Annotated in this window: 13 protein-coding genes; 7 read left to right on the forward strand and 6 right to left on the reverse strand. The window is 70.4% G+C overall.

Annotated elements, in window-relative coordinates; translation table 11 throughout:
• Positions 1-31: 31 nt before the first annotated feature.
• Both EDF63_RS05945 and phoU read right to left on the reverse strand, forming a co-directional pair.
• Positions 32-580, reverse strand: coding sequence for an AAA family ATPase (locus EDF63_RS05945; RefSeq protein ID WP_123311980.1), 549 nt, complete (start codon positions 578-580; stop codon positions 32-34).
• Positions 581-639: 59 nt separating this feature from the next.
• Positions 640-1308 (reverse strand): phosphate signaling complex protein PhoU, encoded by a 669-nt coding sequence (gene phoU, locus EDF63_RS05950; protein ID WP_111085245.1) that lies wholly within the window; start codon positions 1306-1308, stop codon positions 640-642.
• Positions 1309-1454: 146 nt separating this feature from the next.
• Here phoU and EDF63_RS05955 point away from each other — a divergent pair, with 146 nt between their 5' ends.
• Positions 1455-2621: a cell wall metabolism sensor histidine kinase WalK gene (locus EDF63_RS05955; protein WP_123311982.1), complete on the forward strand. Its 1167-nt coding sequence runs from the start codon at positions 1455-1457 to the stop codon at positions 2619-2621.
• Positions 2618-3298 carry a response regulator transcription factor gene (locus EDF63_RS05960; protein WP_111085241.1) on the forward strand — a complete coding sequence of 227 codons (681 nt, stop codon included), beginning with the start codon at positions 2618-2620 and terminating at the stop codon, positions 3296-3298. Before EDF63_RS05955 ends, EDF63_RS05960 begins: the two co-directional genes overlap by 4 nt.
• 91 nt (positions 3299-3389) lie before the next feature.
• Here the strand turns inward: EDF63_RS05960 and EDF63_RS05965 are convergent, their stop codons facing one another.
• A complete protein-coding gene (locus EDF63_RS05965) occupies positions 3390-3854 on the reverse strand; it encodes a hypothetical protein (RefSeq protein WP_148061737.1) in 465 nt (154 codons plus the stop codon).
• Between the two features lie 209 nt (positions 3855-4063).
• Between EDF63_RS05965 and EDF63_RS05970 the strand changes: the two genes are divergently transcribed.
• From EDF63_RS05970 to rlmB, 4 genes are all read left to right on the forward strand, one after another.
• The gene (locus EDF63_RS05970; protein ID WP_017888066.1) at positions 4064-4546 is read left to right on the forward strand and encodes a CarD family transcriptional regulator; all 483 of its coding nucleotides are present in this window, start codon (positions 4064-4066) and stop codon (positions 4544-4546) included.
• A 64-nt stretch (positions 4547-4610) separates the two neighbouring features.
• Entirely contained in the window at positions 4611-5789 is a 1179-nt protein-coding gene (gene ispD / locus EDF63_RS05975) for a 2-C-methyl-D-erythritol 4-phosphate cytidylyltransferase (RefSeq protein ID WP_123311986.1), read from the forward strand.
• Positions 5790-5806: 17 nt separating this feature from the next.
• Positions 5807-7216, forward strand: coding sequence for a cysteine--tRNA ligase (cysS, locus tag EDF63_RS05980; protein ID WP_123311988.1), 1410 nt, complete (start codon positions 5807-5809; stop codon positions 7214-7216).
• A 79-nt stretch (positions 7217-7295) separates the two neighbouring features.
• Positions 7296-8306 carry a 23S rRNA (guanosine(2251)-2'-O)-methyltransferase RlmB gene (rlmB, locus tag EDF63_RS05985; protein WP_123311990.1) on the forward strand — a complete coding sequence of 337 codons (1011 nt, stop codon included), beginning with the start codon at positions 7296-7298 and terminating at the stop codon, positions 8304-8306.
• Positions 8307-8578: 272 nt separating this feature from the next.
• Here the strand turns inward: rlmB and EDF63_RS05990 are convergent, their stop codons facing one another.
• Both EDF63_RS05990 and EDF63_RS05995 read right to left on the reverse strand, forming a co-directional pair.
• On the reverse strand, positions 8579-9892 hold the full coding sequence (locus tag EDF63_RS05990) for a DUF4032 domain-containing protein (RefSeq protein WP_123311992.1): 1314 nt from the start codon (positions 9890-9892) through the stop codon (positions 8579-8581).
• A gap of 88 nt (positions 9893-9980) precedes the next feature.
• Positions 9981-11081 carry an ABC transporter ATP-binding protein gene (locus EDF63_RS05995; protein ID WP_123311994.1) on the reverse strand — a complete coding sequence of 367 codons (1101 nt, stop codon included), beginning with the start codon at positions 11079-11081 and terminating at the stop codon, positions 9981-9983.
• Positions 11082-11344: 263 nt separating this feature from the next.
• On the opposite strand from EDF63_RS05995, the gene EDF63_RS06000 reads away from it, so the two are divergent.
• Positions 11345-12289 carry a thioredoxin domain-containing protein gene (locus tag EDF63_RS06000; protein ID WP_185021298.1) on the forward strand — a complete coding sequence of 315 codons (945 nt, stop codon included), beginning with the start codon at positions 11345-11347 and terminating at the stop codon, positions 12287-12289.
• 81 nt (positions 12290-12370) lie between these two features.
• Here EDF63_RS06000 and EDF63_RS06005 read toward each other — a convergent pair whose 3' ends face one another.
• Entirely contained in the window at positions 12371-13267 is an 897-nt protein-coding gene (locus EDF63_RS06005; RefSeq protein WP_123311998.1) for a neutral zinc metallopeptidase, read from the reverse strand.
• Between the last annotated feature and the right edge of the window lie 92 nt (positions 13268-13359).

Genomic DNA, 13359 nt, shown 5'->3' on the forward strand with positions numbered 1-13359 from the left:
AGTCCGGGCGGGGCGTTCGTCGTGCGGCCGGTCAGACGAAGTGCGAGGCGATCTCCTGCACGAGGGCGCCGACGTCGTACGGCCTCGTCGTGTCGACCCGGATCACCGGGACGCCCGGCAACCCGACGGGTCGAGCGTCGTCCTCGTGTTCGTCCCAGAAGGCCAGCACCTCGTCGAGGTCGCCGTGCACCTCGTGCCGCACCGGCACGGTGCCCGGGTCGTACCGGTCGCGCAGCCGCTCCTCGGCGCTGGGCCGGTCCGTGTCGCACCACACCTCGACGGCGCGCGGCGACCCGGCGGACGTGAGCCCGGCCTCCAGGCGGTCCCGGTCACGCGACGGCAGCCAGACGGCGTCGAGGACGACCCCGTTCTCGACGGCCCGCGCCATGGACCACATCGTGTCCATCGCGATCCCGCCGAGCGGACGCGACGCGATCATCGGGCCGACGACGTCGGCGAGGGGCTCCTTGATCCGGTCCTTCGACAGGAACGGGCAACCGAGCACCTCGGCCAGCGCCGCGCCGATCGTGCTCTTGCCGGAACCGGGCATGCCGTTGACGATGATCGCGACCTGGGCCATGCGTCGATCCTCGCAGAACCGAGCGGGTGCCGAGCGCCGCGGAACGGAACCGAACCGGGTCAGACCGCGGCGGTCGAGGTGGACGCGCCGGTCCAGTCGCCGGTCGCCAGGTACTCGACCTTCTTCGCGATGGAGACCGCGTGGTCGGCGAAGCGCTCGTGGTAGCGCGAGGCCAGGGTGGCGTCGACGGTGTCGATCGGCCCGCCCTTCCAGGCCTCGCCGAGGACGAAGTCGAAGACGCTCGCGTGCAGTTCGTCGACGGCGTCGTCCTCGTCGCGGATCTCCGCAGCGAGGGCGATGTCCTCGGTCGCGAGCAGCCGCGTGAGCTTCTGCGACATCGCGACGTCGTGCTTGCCCATCTCCTTGAACGTGCCGCGGAGACCCTTCGGCACGACCTTCTCGGGGAAGCGCTGACGGGCGAGCTGCGCGATGTGCTCGGCCATGTCACCCATGCGCTCGAGCGAGGAACTCACGCGCAGGGCGGTGACGACGACGCGCAGGTCGCGGGCGACCGGTGCCTGGCGGGCCAGGATGTCGATGGCGATCTCGTCGAGGCTGTTGGCGGCCTCGTCGATCTTCTGGTCGTCGGCGATCACCTCCTCGGCGAGGGCGACGTCGGAGTCGCTGAAGGCCTGGGTGGCCCGGGTGATGGCGGACTCGACGAGTCCGGCGATCTCGGTCAGTCGCTCCTGGACGTCCTGGAGTTCCTGCTGGAAGACTTCGCGCATGGGGGAGTACCTCTCTCTGCGTACCGGTCGAGTGTCGTCAGCCCAGGTGAACGAACGGTGACGTGGGGCTGAACGCTTCGCGTTCCGGCCTTCCGAGGCGGGTGAACGGTACCGGAACCCCGCGTGACCATCCCTACACTGGCGACATGGACAACGCGTGGCTCGTGCCACTGTCGATGCTCCTCGGCGGGGTCTTCGGCGCGGGCGTCGTGGTGCTGATCATCACCGCCGAGCGCACGGCACGTGCTGCCGACGTGGCAGAGCGGACCCTGCCCGACGGCGTCGCAGCAGTGATCGCGACGATGCACAACCCGGCGGTCGTCATCGACCCGTCGAACACCGTCGTCGCCGCGTCGCCCCAGGCGCTGACCGTCGGGCTCGTCGTCCGGCGACGGCTCGTGCACCAGGAACTCCTCGACCTGGTCGACCGGGTGCGCAAGAGCGGCGAGATGGGGGCGGAGGACCTCGAGCTCCCGCGCGGACGCCACGGGGAGCTCATCGGGTACCTCAGCTTCCGTGCCGCCCAGCTCGGCAACCGGTACGTGCTCATCACCGCGGACGACCTGACCGAGAGCCGGCGCATCGACGAGGTCCGCCGTGACTTCGTCGCCAACATCTCGCACGAGCTGAAGACCCCGATCGGCGCCATCGGCCTGCTGTCCGAGACGCTCGTCCTCGCGGCCGACGACCCCGCGCACGTGAAGAAGTTCGCCGCGCAGCTCATCACCGAGTCCGAACGGCTCGGCGCCCTGACGAAGGACATCATCGAGCTGTCCCGGCTGCAGTCGGTCGACGCGCTGGAGAACAGCGAGGAGACCGGTGTCGACAAGATCGTGCAGGCCGCGATCGACGCGAACGAGGTCGTCGCCCGCGCCCGCTCGATCGAGATCATCCGGGCGAAGAAGTCGAAGCTCCGGGTGATGGGCGACCCCGGCCTGCTGCAGGTCGCGGTGTCGAACCTCATCGCCAACGCGGTGAAGTACTCACCCGACGGCACCCGCGTCGGCGTCGGCGTCCGGTCCGCGAAGGGCTTCGTCGAGATCGCGATCACCGACCAGGGCGTCGGGATCCCCGAGGCCGACCTCGACCGGGTGTTCGAACGCTTCTACCGCGTCGACCCCGCCCGGTCGCGCGCCACCGGCGGCACCGGCCTCGGCCTGGCGATCGTCAAGCACGTCGTGGGCAACCACGGCGGCGACGTCCGTGTCTGGTCGCAGCCCGGCAAGGGCTCGACCTTCACCATCCGCCTGCCCGAGGCGGACACCGAACTGACCACCGCACTCGAAGAGCAACTGGAAGAGCAGCCATCGTGACCAAGATCCTCATCGTCGACGACGAGCCGGCCCTGAGCGAGCCCCTGGAGTTCCTGCTGCAGCGCGAGGGGTACGAGACCTCCGTCGCTGCCGACGGCGTGACCGCGCTGTCGAAGTTCGACTCGGAGAACCCGGACCTGGTGCTCCTCGACCTCATGCTGCCCGGGTTGTCCGGCACCGAGGTCTGCCGGCAGATCCGCACCCGGTCGAACGCCCCGATCATCATGCTGACGGCGAAGGACTCCGAGGTCGACATCGTCGTCGGGCTCGAGCTCGGCGCGGACGACTACGTGACGAAGCCGTACTCGACCCGCGAGCTGCTGGCCCGCATCCGCGCGGTCCTGCGGCGTCGCACCGAGGACGACCCGGCGGACAGCGGGATCCTGCAGGTCGGCGGCATCCGGATGGACGTCGAGCGGCACACGGTGTCGGTGGACGGCTCGGAGACGGCGATGCCCCTCAAGGAGTTCGAGCTGCTCGAGCTCCTGCTCCGCAACGCCGGGCGGGTGCTCACCCGTGGCCAGCTCATCGACCGGGTGTGGGGCTCCGACTACTTCGGCGACACGAAGACGCTCGACGTGCACATCAAGCGCATCCGCTCGAAGATCGAGCGCGTGCCGTCCACCCCGGAGATCCTGGTGACGGTACGCGGGCTCGGGTACCGCATCGAGGCCTGAGACGGACGGACAGGAGGCCCGGTGCGAGTCCGTTGGACTCGCACCGGGCCTCCCGGTCTGAAGCGCATGCGCTCGCGCGTGCGCGGTGCGGCTACTCGCCGTCCGTCGGCGTGGCCGACGGGGTCTCGACCGGCAGCGTGACCTGACCGGTCGGTTCGGGGGTCGAGGTCGGCGCGAGGGTGGCGTACTCCTCTTGCGAGGTGGTCAGCACCGGCACGTTGGCCGAGACGCCCTCGGCGTCGGGGTAGGAGAAGTACACCTTGACGAGCGAACCCGGCTCGGCGTCCGCGCTGTCGAAGTCGAGGGTGTCGTGCTGCGAGTCGTTCGCCAGGTCGACGTGCGAGTTCGCCGGCACCAGCACGGTCTCGGTGTCGCCACCGATCTCGACCGAGACGGTGATGCCGTCGGTGTCGGAGTTGTTCACGAGCGTGCCGATGAAGCGTGCGCCCTCGCCGTCGTCCGAGATCAGGATGGCGTTGCGGACGTCGACCTTGCCGGTCGAGACGTTCACGCCGTCGGTGATCTGCTTGATGTCGACGGTGTGCGCAGGCGACATGAACTCGCACCCGGTGGCGCCCAGCGCGATGGTTGCCGCAACGGCGACGGACACGAGTACCCGAGCTCGCAAGAGATTCCTCCGTAAGTCGATGAGGACCGGACGGTCCCGCTCCATCCTAGCGATCACCGGGAAGCCCCAGTGCTGAGGGTCCCCTTACCCGAACACCCCTTGTGGTAAACTGGAAGTCTGGGAACGGAGCCTGATACATGCAATTCGAGGTCGGCGAGACCGTCGTCTACCCCCACCACGGGGCGGCAACCATCTCTGAAGTCAAGACGCGCGTCATCAAGGGCGAGGAAAAGGTCTACCTGAAACTGCGGGTCACGCAGGGTGACCTGACGATCGAGGTACCGGCGGACAACGTCGACCTGGTCGGAGTCCGCGACGTGATCGGCAAGGAAGGACTCGACAAGGTGTTCGAGGTCCTCCGGGCACCGTTCACGGAAGAACCCACCAACTGGTCGCGCCGGTACAAGGCGAACCTCGAGAAGCTCGCTTCCGGGGACGTCATCAAGGTGTCGGAGGTCGTCCGCGACCTCTGGCGTCGCGACCAGGACCGCGGCCTGTCCGCGGGTGAGAAGCGGATGCTGGCCAAGGCGCGGCAGATCCTGATCTCCGAGCTGGCCCTGGCCGAGAAGACCGACGAGGACAAGGCATCGACCGTCCTCGACGAGGTCCTCGCGTCCTGAGCGCGTCGAACCACTGAGCGCAGCAGCACTGAACACCACGACGACCGCACGGTTCCCCGAAGGGGTGGACCGGGCGGTCGTCGTCGTTGCGGCCGGGTCCGGCACCCGACTCGGCATCGGCACCGCGAAGGCGTTCGTGCCCGTGGCCGGGCAGCTGATGCTCGCGCGCGCGCTCGAGCCGCTCTTCTCGTCGTCGTCCCCGACGCTGGTGGTCGTCGTCGCGCCGTCGGCGCTGCTCGAGGACTGCCGCCGGGTGGTCGCCACGGCCGCGGGTGCTGCGGTCGCCTACACGGCGGTCGTCCCAGGAGGCACGGATCGCCATGGTTCGGTCCAGGCCGGCCTGGCCGTGCTGCCGGACTCCGTCACCGCGGTGCTGGTGCACGACGCGGCTCGGTGCCTCACACCCGCTGCGCAGTTCGACCGGGTGTTCGACGCGGTCGCTTCGGGCGCTGGTGCGGGGTACGTCCCCGCGCTGCCCGTCACGGACACGATCAAGCGGGTCGCCGGTGACGTCGTCGTCGAGACCGTCGACCGGTCCGCACTCGTCGGGGTGCAGACGCCGCAGGGCTTCCCGCTCGACGCGCTCCGCCGGGCGTACGCGGCGTCGACGCAGTCCGAGACCGACGACGCCGGCGTGTTCCAGGCGGCCGGCGGCACGGTGCGCTCCGTGCCGGGCGACGCCGATGCCTTCAAGATCACGACGCGGTGGGACCTCGGGCGGGCGGAGTCGATCGTCCGGTCGCGGGCCTCGGTGCCGGGTGTCCCCGCTGCCTCGGCGGTCCGGCTCGGCCTCGGGGTCGACGTGCACGCGTTCGACGCGGCGTCGCCGTGCCGCGTCGGCCTGCTCGACTTCCCCGGCGAACCCGGGCTCTCCGGACACAGCGACGGCGACGCGGTGGCGCACGCGGTGTGCGACGCGCTGCTGTCCGCCGGCGGACTCGGCGACATCGGCGGGACGTTCGGCACGGCGGACCCCGCCTACGCCGGCGCGGCCGGCGACGTCTTCGTCCGTGGTGCGGTGACGATGCTCCTCGACGCCGGCCTCGCCCCCGTCTCGGTCACGGTCCAGGTGGTCGGGAACCGACCGCGCATCGGTGCACGTCGGGTCGAGATGCAGGACGCCCTGTCCGCCGTGGTCGGAGCCCCCGTCGCGGTCTCCGGCACGACGACCGACGGCCTCGGCTTCACGGGTCGGGGCGAAGGGCTCGCCGCGATCGCAACAGCCCTCGTCCGACCGGCCTGACGTCCTAGGCTTGGGGCGTGACCGTTCGCCTCTACGACTCCCGCGCCGCAGCCGTCGTCGACCTCGTCCCCCTGGTCGACGGACAGGTCAGCGTCTACGTCTGCGGTCCGACGGTGCAGTCGTCGCCGCACATCGGGCACCTGCGCTCCGCCCTGGTCTACGACATCTGGCGCCGCTGGCTGACCTACCGCGGTCTCCGCGTCACCCTCGTGCGGAACGTCACCGACATCGACGACAAGGTGCTCGACCTGGCCGCCGGCACCGACGAAGCCTGGTTCGCCCGGGCCTACCGCGTCGAGCTCGAGTTCACCGCCGCGTACAACGCCCTCGGCATCCTGCCGCCGACGTACGAGCCCCGCGCCACCGCGAGCGTGCCGCAGATGCACGACATCATCACGAAGCTCATCGACCGCGGCCACGCCTACGTCGCCGCCGACGACTCCGGTGACGTCTACTTCGACACCGGCAGCTGGCCGTCGTACGGTGCCCTGACCCGGCAGCGTCGCGAGGACATGGTCGAGGCCACCGACGCCGACCCCCGTGGCAAGCGCGACGCCCGCGACTTCGCCCTCTGGAAGGGTGCGAAGCCGGGGGAGCCGTCGACCGCGGCGTGGGACTCCCCGTGGGGCCTCGGTCGCCCGGGCTGGCACATCGAGTGCTCCGCCATGTCGCGGCGGTACCTCGGCCCGGCGTTCGACATCCACGGCGGCGGACTCGACCTGCGGTTCCCGCACCACGAGAACGAGCTCGCGCAGTCCACCGCCGCGGGGGACCCGTTCGCGTCCTACTGGCTGCACAACGGACTCGTCACGGTCGAGGGCCAGAAGATGTCGAAGTCGCTCGGCAACTCGATCTTCGCTGCCGACTTCCTCGCCGCTGCCCGCCCCGCCGTGGTGCGGTACTTCCTGGGGGCGGCGCACTACCGCTCCTCGATCGACCACCACGACGGCTCGTTGGCCGAGGCCGAAGCCGCCTACGATCGCATCGACGGGTTCCTGCAGCGGGCCGAGGTGCGGCTCGAAGGGGTGCGCCTCGCCGACGCCCCCGCGGTGCCGGACGCCTTCGCCGCCGCGATGGACGACGACCTCGCGGTGCCCCAGGCGCTGGCCGTCCTGCACGAGACCGTGCGGACCGGCAACGCCGCCCTGGACGCCGACGATGCGGAAACGCTCGGGGTCGCGTACCATCAGGTGGCCGCGATGGTGGAGGTCCTCGGCATCGACCCGCGAGCCGCCCACTGGTCGGGGGGCGGCCAGGACGCCTCGGCAGGCCCGCTCGCCGCTCTCGTCGAACGCCTCGTGCAGGAGCGCGCGGACGCCAGGGCAGCACGGGACTTCACCGCGGCCGACCGCGTGCGCGACGACCTCGCCGCCGCGGGCATCACGATCGAGGACACCCCGTCCGGAACACGCTGGAGCATCGCATGATCGAAGCCACCGCAGACCATTCCGGTCGGAACACGCTGGAGCATCGCCTGAACACGGCAGTGCCGAACAGGAGCTACGCATGAAGAACGTCTCGGGAAGCAAGAAGGGTCGGCCCGGCGCCGTCCGCACCGGTCGCAAGGGCAACAAGCAGGTCGGATCCGGCGGACAGGGCGCCCAGGCGCTCGAGGGTCGCAAGCCGACCCCGAAGGCCGAGGACCGCCCCTACCACCCCGCCGGCAAGCGGAAGGCCGCGAAGGACCGTTTCGAGGCGGCCAAGGGTCGTCACGGTTCCTCGAGCACCCCGCAGGGTCGCACGGGCCGTCCGCCGGCACGCAAGACCGACGACTCCGAGCTCGTGACCGGACGCAACTCCGTGCTCGAGGCGCTCCGCACGAAGACCCCGTCGTCGACGCTCTACATCGCCTCGCGCATCGAGGTGGACGACCGCGTCAAGGAGATCCTCGCGCTCGCCAACCACCGTGGCGTCCCGATCATCGAGCTCATGCGCCCGGAGCTCGACCGCATCACCGGCCACGACAGCGTCCACCAGGGCGTCGCGCTCAAGGTGCCGGCGTACCAGTACGCCGTGTCCGAGGACATCGTCGAGCAGGCGTTCTCGCGCGACCAGGTCCCGCTGCTCGTCGCCCTCGACGGCATCACCGACCCGCGCAACCTCGGTGCGATCATCCGCTCGACCGCGGCGTTCGGCGGACACGGCGTCATCGTGCCGCAGCGTCGCTCGGTCGGCGTGACCGCGTCGGCCTGGAAGACCTCGGCCGGTGCCGCGGCCCGCACGCCCGTCGCGATGGCCCCGAACCTCACCCAGACGCTGAAGTCCCTGAAGTCGATGGGCCTGTTCGTCCTCGGTCTCGACGGCGACGGCGACGTGGAGCTCGACGGCCTCGCGCTCGCCGACCGCCCGATCGTGATCGTCGTCGGTTCCGAGGGCAAGGGCCTGTCGCGCCTGGTCACCGAGACCTGCGACGCGATCGTGTCGATCCCGATCTCGAGCGCGACCGAGTCCCTCAACGCCGGCATCGCGGCGAGCGTCACCCTGTGGGAGGTCGCCCGGCGCCGTCGCGCCGAGTAGCCGCACCGGCGTCTGCCCGGCCGCTCCGCGCGGTCGACGTCACCACCTGGAGGCCCGGTGCCGGTCCACGAGACCGGTGCCGGGCCTCCCGTGTGTCCGTGGGGTTCAGCGCGTCCGTGGGGTTCCACGACTCGCCGCACGCGTCCTGCCGAGGTTCCACGACTCGCCGCACGCGTCGTGCCGAGGTTCCACAGACGGCCGTTTCGCGCGCCGAGGTTCCGAGATCTCGGAACCTCGGCGGAACGGGAACGGGAACGGGAACGCGCGCGCGGTCAGACGGTGGCGCGCCAGTCCTCGACGTCGTCGGACTCGTCGCCCGCGGGCTCGGCGTCGTCGACCACGGGGATGGGCAGCGTCATCGACGACGTCGGCGGGTTGATCAGCAGGCGCTCGTCACGGCGGTGCCGCAGCACGTCGTTGATGTAGGCGGTCGTGGCCTCGGGCAGTGAGACCGAACGCTCTTCCTGCTGGGACATGAACCAGCGGTGCTCGAGCAGCTCGTGGAAGACCTCGGCGGGTTCGAGCCGGCCGCGCAGGTCGCGGGGGATCGAACGCACGACGGGCTCGAAGACCCGCGAGACCCACTCGTGCGCCACCATCTCCTCGTCGAGTTCGTCGCGGCCGTTGCGTGCCCGGTACGAGTCGAGGTCGTTGAGCAGACGTCGGGCCTGGTTCTCGCCGGCGTCCAGGCCGGTCAACCGCAGCAGGCGTCGCTGGTGGTGCCCGGCGTCGACGACCTTCGGCTGGATCCGCACCTGCGAACCGCCCTCGGTCGTGTGGATCGAGAGCTCCTCGATGTCGAAGCCGAGTTCGTTGAGCCGCTCGACGCGGTCGTTGATGCGCCAGCGCTCCTTGATGTCGAACTGCTCGGTGCCCGTGAGCTCGGTCCAGAGCGTCCGGTACTGCGCCACGATGCGGTTGGAGACGTCGACGGGGTCGGCGTTCTCGTCGAGCCGCCCACCCGCTTCGAGGTCGAGGAGTTCGCCGGCGATGTTCACGCGCGCCACCTCGAGGTCGTTCTCGCGCTGCCCGTTCGACAGGCCGCCCGGGTAGAGCTTGCCGGTCTCGGCGTCGACCAGGTACGCGGCGAACGAGCCCGCGTCGCGACGGAACAGCGTGTTCGAGAGCGACACGTCGCCCCAGTAGAAGCCGATGATGTGCAGCCGCACGAGCAGCAGGGCGAGCGCGTCGACGAGCCGGGTGGCGGTCTCCGGGCGCAGGGTCTGCGAGTACAGCGCGCGGTACGGCAGCGAGAAGCGCAGGTGCCGCGTCACGAGCACGGGGTGCAGTTGCTCGCCGTCGGCGTCCACGCGGTTCGTGATGACCGCCACGGGGTCCACGCACGGCACGTCCATCCGCTGCAGCGTGCGGAGCATGTCGTACTCGGCACGGGCGACCTCTTCGCCGGTCTCCTTGACGGCGGCGACGTAGCCGCTCAGGTGCACGAAGCGCACGAGGTGCCGGGAGATGCCCTTCGGCAGGGCGACGATGGTCTCGTCCGGCCAGTCCGCCAGCGGCAGGTCCCACGGCAGGTCGAGCAGGCCGGGGTCGACGGTGGCTGCGGTGATGGACATCGAGTCGGGCACGGTGGATCCTTCGGTGTCGTGGGGGACAGCCGAGAGCCCGCGACCCGCCCTTGTGAGGCGGCGCGGGCTCTCGGGGAGTGCGCTTCGGTTACGCGCTGACGACGGCCTTGTCGTCCAGGCGCTCGCCCGACTCGGTGTCGAAGGCGTGCACGTGGCCCGACTTCGGCGTCACCACGATGGTGTCGCCGATCGACGGGTGCGAACGGCCGTCCACGCGGGCGACGATGTCGACGCGCGTGCCCTTGACGTCGGCATGACCGTAGAGGTAGCCGTCGGCGCCGAGTTCCTCGACGACGTCGACCGTGACGGGCAGGCCCTCGCCCGACTGCGCCACGACGACGTCCTCGGGGCGGATGCCCACCGTGATCTGGCCGGAACGCGCGTTGGAGAGCGTGTCGCGGTCGATCGCGTGGTTGAGCGTGCCGAACTTGATGCCGCCCTCGACGACGTCGGCCGGCAGCAGGTTCATCGCCGGCGAGCCGATGAAGCCCGCGACGAAGACGTTGTTCGGCTTCTCGTACAGGTCGCGCGGCGTGCCGACCTGCTGCAGGATGCCGTCCTTGAGCACCGCGATGCGGTCACCCATGGTCAGTGCCTCGGTCTGGTCGTGCGTGACGTAGACCGTGGTGACACCGAGACGACGCTGGAGCGACGCGATCTGCGTACGGGTCTGGACGCGGAGCTTGGCGTCGAGGTTCGACAGCGGCTCGTCCATGAGGAACACCTGCGGCTGACGGACGATCGCACGGCCCATCGCGACGCGCTGACGCTGACCACCGGAGAGCGCCTTCGGCTTGCGACCGAGGTAGTCCTCGAGGTCGAGGAGCTTGGCGGCTTCCTGCACGCGGGTGGCGCGCTCGTCCTTGCCGACGCCGGCGATCTTGAGCGCGAAGCCCATGTTCTCGGCGACGGTCATGTGCGGGTAGAGCGCGTAGTTCTGGAACACCATCGCGATGTCGCGGTCCTTCGGCGGGACGTCCGTGACGTCGCGGTCGCCGATGCGGATCTGACCGGAGTTGACCTCTTCGAGGCCGGCCAGCATGCGGAGCGAGGTGGACTTGCCGCAACCCGAGGGGCCGACGAGGACGAGGAACTCGCCGTCGGCGACGTCCAGGTCGAGGGAGTCGACCGCGGGACGGTTGCCTCCGGGGTAGAGACGGGTTGCCTTGTCATAGGTGACGGACGCCATGAGCGTTCGGTCCTTTCTTCACCGGCAGGTACGTGCCGGACGATCCGAGTGAAGCGGTCAGCCCGCGAGGGCCCCGGATGGTCGTCGTCGACCATCGAGGTTCATACAACACGAGTTCTCGCGGGTGCGCCACTGTTTTCCACCTGGCCGGTCGGTTCCCAGAGCGTGGTTGGGTGGTTCCCAGAGCGGCCCACTACAATCGCCGGGTCCGTCCGCCGAGCGGGGTAGGTCGTGCGGACGCCGATCAGGAGGACGACGCACCGATGACCAACCGCCCCGAGGGTGACGCCCGCGCCGCGCGGAACGAGCGCCGCGAAGCCGCCCGACAGCGAGCGCAGCGCCACAGGACACAGCAGAAGCGCCGCCAGCGCGGGACCAGGCTCGGACTCCAGATCGGACTCGGTGTGGTGCTGCTCGCAGCGGCCACCATCGTCACGCTCGTCCTGGTCGACTCCGTGAAGCCCGCCGGCCCCGGGCCGTCGACCATGTCGCAGGGTGGCATCACCCTCGGCGAGGGCCTGAAGCCGGTGACCGCGTCGAGCAGCACGACGCCGAGTGCTTCGGCGACCGCCGGTGCCGGCACGGTGCGCATCACGCTGTACGTCGACTACCTCTGCCCGACGTGCGGCGAGTTCGAGCAGGCCAACGGCGACTACATCGAGAGCCTGGTCGACTCCGGCGCCGCCACCGTCGACATCCACCCCCTCGCGATCCTGTCGAACCGGTCGCAGGGCACGAAGTACTCGCTGCGCGCCGCGAACGCCGCGGCCTGCGTCGCCGAGCACTCGCCGGACCAGTTCTACGCGGTCAACAAGGCGCTCTACGCCGAGCAGCCGGAACAGGGCACACCCGGCCTCACCGATGCGCAGCTCACCAAGGTCGTCACCGGGGTCTCCGGTCTGCAGGACCGCAGGGCCGTCACGAGCTGCATCGCCGACCAGGACTACAGCAAGTGGGTCGACGAGCAGACGACCGCGGTGTCCGGCGGGGACATCCCCGGTTCGTCGCTGAGCGAGTTCCCCGGCACGCCGCTGGTGCTCGTCAACGGGCAGCAGTACGAGCTCACGTCGCCGATCACGAACGACGACTTCCGCACCTTCGTGGTCACCGCGGCCGGTGCCACCGAGGCGACGCCGACCCCCACGCCGAGCGCGACGCCCTCGCGCACGCGGAGCGCGACGCCGACGCCCACACCGACCAAGCGCTGACGCGCTGACGGACAGACAGACGGGAGGCCCGGTGCCAGCTGGCACCGGGCCTCCCGTTCCGTCCGTGGCCGGGTCCAGTGCCTACAGGGACGAACCGGCGACGCTGAACGTGTCGCAGCTCGTCGCGCCCTGCTGGTATCCGCGGACGAACCAGCGCTGACGCTGCTCGCTCGAACCGTGCGTGAACGAGTCCGGGTCGACCCGGCCGCTCGAGCGCTCCTGGATGCTGTCGTCGCCCACGGCACTCGCGGCGGACAGCGCATCGGCGATCTCGGCCCGGCTGATCGGTTCGAAGAAGGTCTCGCCGTCCGCGTCCTCGGTGTTCGCCGCGTCGCCGACCCAGGCGCCGGCGTAGCAGTCCGCCTGCAGCTCGACGCGGACACTGCCGGACGACGCCCCGGTGCCCGAGCGGTCCGTGCTGGCGAACGCGCCCTGCAGCTGCTGGATGTGGTGGCCCCACTCGTGCGCGACGACGTACATCTGCGCGAGCGGCCCGCCCGACGACCCGTACGTCGACTGCAGGTCGTCGTAGAAGGCGGTGTCGAGGTAGATCGCGCGGTCCGGCGGGCAGTAGAAGGGTCCGGTGGCGGCCGACGCCTGGCCGCACGACGTGTCGGTCGAGCCGTCGAAGAGGAAGAAGTCCGGTGCCGTGTACGAGATGCCGAGCGTCCGGGCCTCGGCGGTCCAGTAGCCGTCGAGGGACTCGGCAGCCCCCTCCATCCGGCACTCGACCTGCAGATTGGCGTCACGGCCGGTGCGGCACTCCGGCGCGGCGTCGACCGTCTCGCCCTGCTGCTGGATCTGTGTCGTGCCGTCGCCGAGGAAGGTACCGAGGTCAAGGTTGCCACCGGTGAACACGTTGAGCAGCAGCACGACGATCGCGCCGATCCCGACGACGCCGCCGCCTGCGACCGCGGCGGTCCGGCCCCGGCGCTTCACTCGGCCGCCGGAGAGTCGCGAGTCGTCGTTGAACGTCATGCCCCCGAATGTACGGGCCGCGGGACTCGCACGCCGCACGCATGCCCCGCGCGTACCGTCGAGGACGTCGGCGACCCCGACACGTGTCGTAC

Origin of the sequence: Curtobacterium sp. JUb34, from assembly GCF_003755065.1 — a bacterium.
Lineage (GTDB): Bacteria > Actinomycetota > Actinomycetes > Actinomycetales > Microbacteriaceae > Curtobacterium.

Coding starts and splice junctions, on each gene's coding strand:
- phoU (WP_111085245.1), bottom strand. CDS start 1,308: ATGCGCGAAGTCTTCCAGCAGGAACTCCAGGACGTCCAGGAGCGACTG.
- EDF63_RS05965 (WP_148061737.1), bottom strand. CDS start 3,854: ATGTCGCCTGCGCACACCGTCGACATCAAGCAGATCACCGACGGCGTG.
- EDF63_RS06005 (WP_123311998.1), bottom strand. CDS start 13,267: ATGACGTTCAACGACGACTCGCGACTCTCCGGCGGCCGAGTGAAGCGC.
- EDF63_RS05995 (WP_123311994.1), bottom strand. CDS start 11,081: ATGGCGTCCGTCACCTATGACAAGGCAACCCGTCTCTACCCCGGAGGC.
- rlmB (WP_123311990.1), top strand. CDS start 7,296: ATGAAGAACGTCTCGGGAAGCAAGAAGGGTCGGCCCGGCGCCGTCCGC.
- EDF63_RS06000 (WP_185021298.1), top strand. CDS start 11,345: ATGACCAACCGCCCCGAGGGTGACGCCCGCGCCGCGCGGAACGAGCGC.
- EDF63_RS05970 (WP_017888066.1), top strand. CDS start 4,064: ATGCAATTCGAGGTCGGCGAGACCGTCGTCTACCCCCACCACGGGGCG.
- EDF63_RS05945 (WP_123311980.1), bottom strand. CDS start 580: ATGGCCCAGGTCGCGATCATCGTCAACGGCATGCCCGGTTCCGGCAAG.
- EDF63_RS05955 (WP_123311982.1), top strand. CDS start 1,455: ATGGACAACGCGTGGCTCGTGCCACTGTCGATGCTCCTCGGCGGGGTC.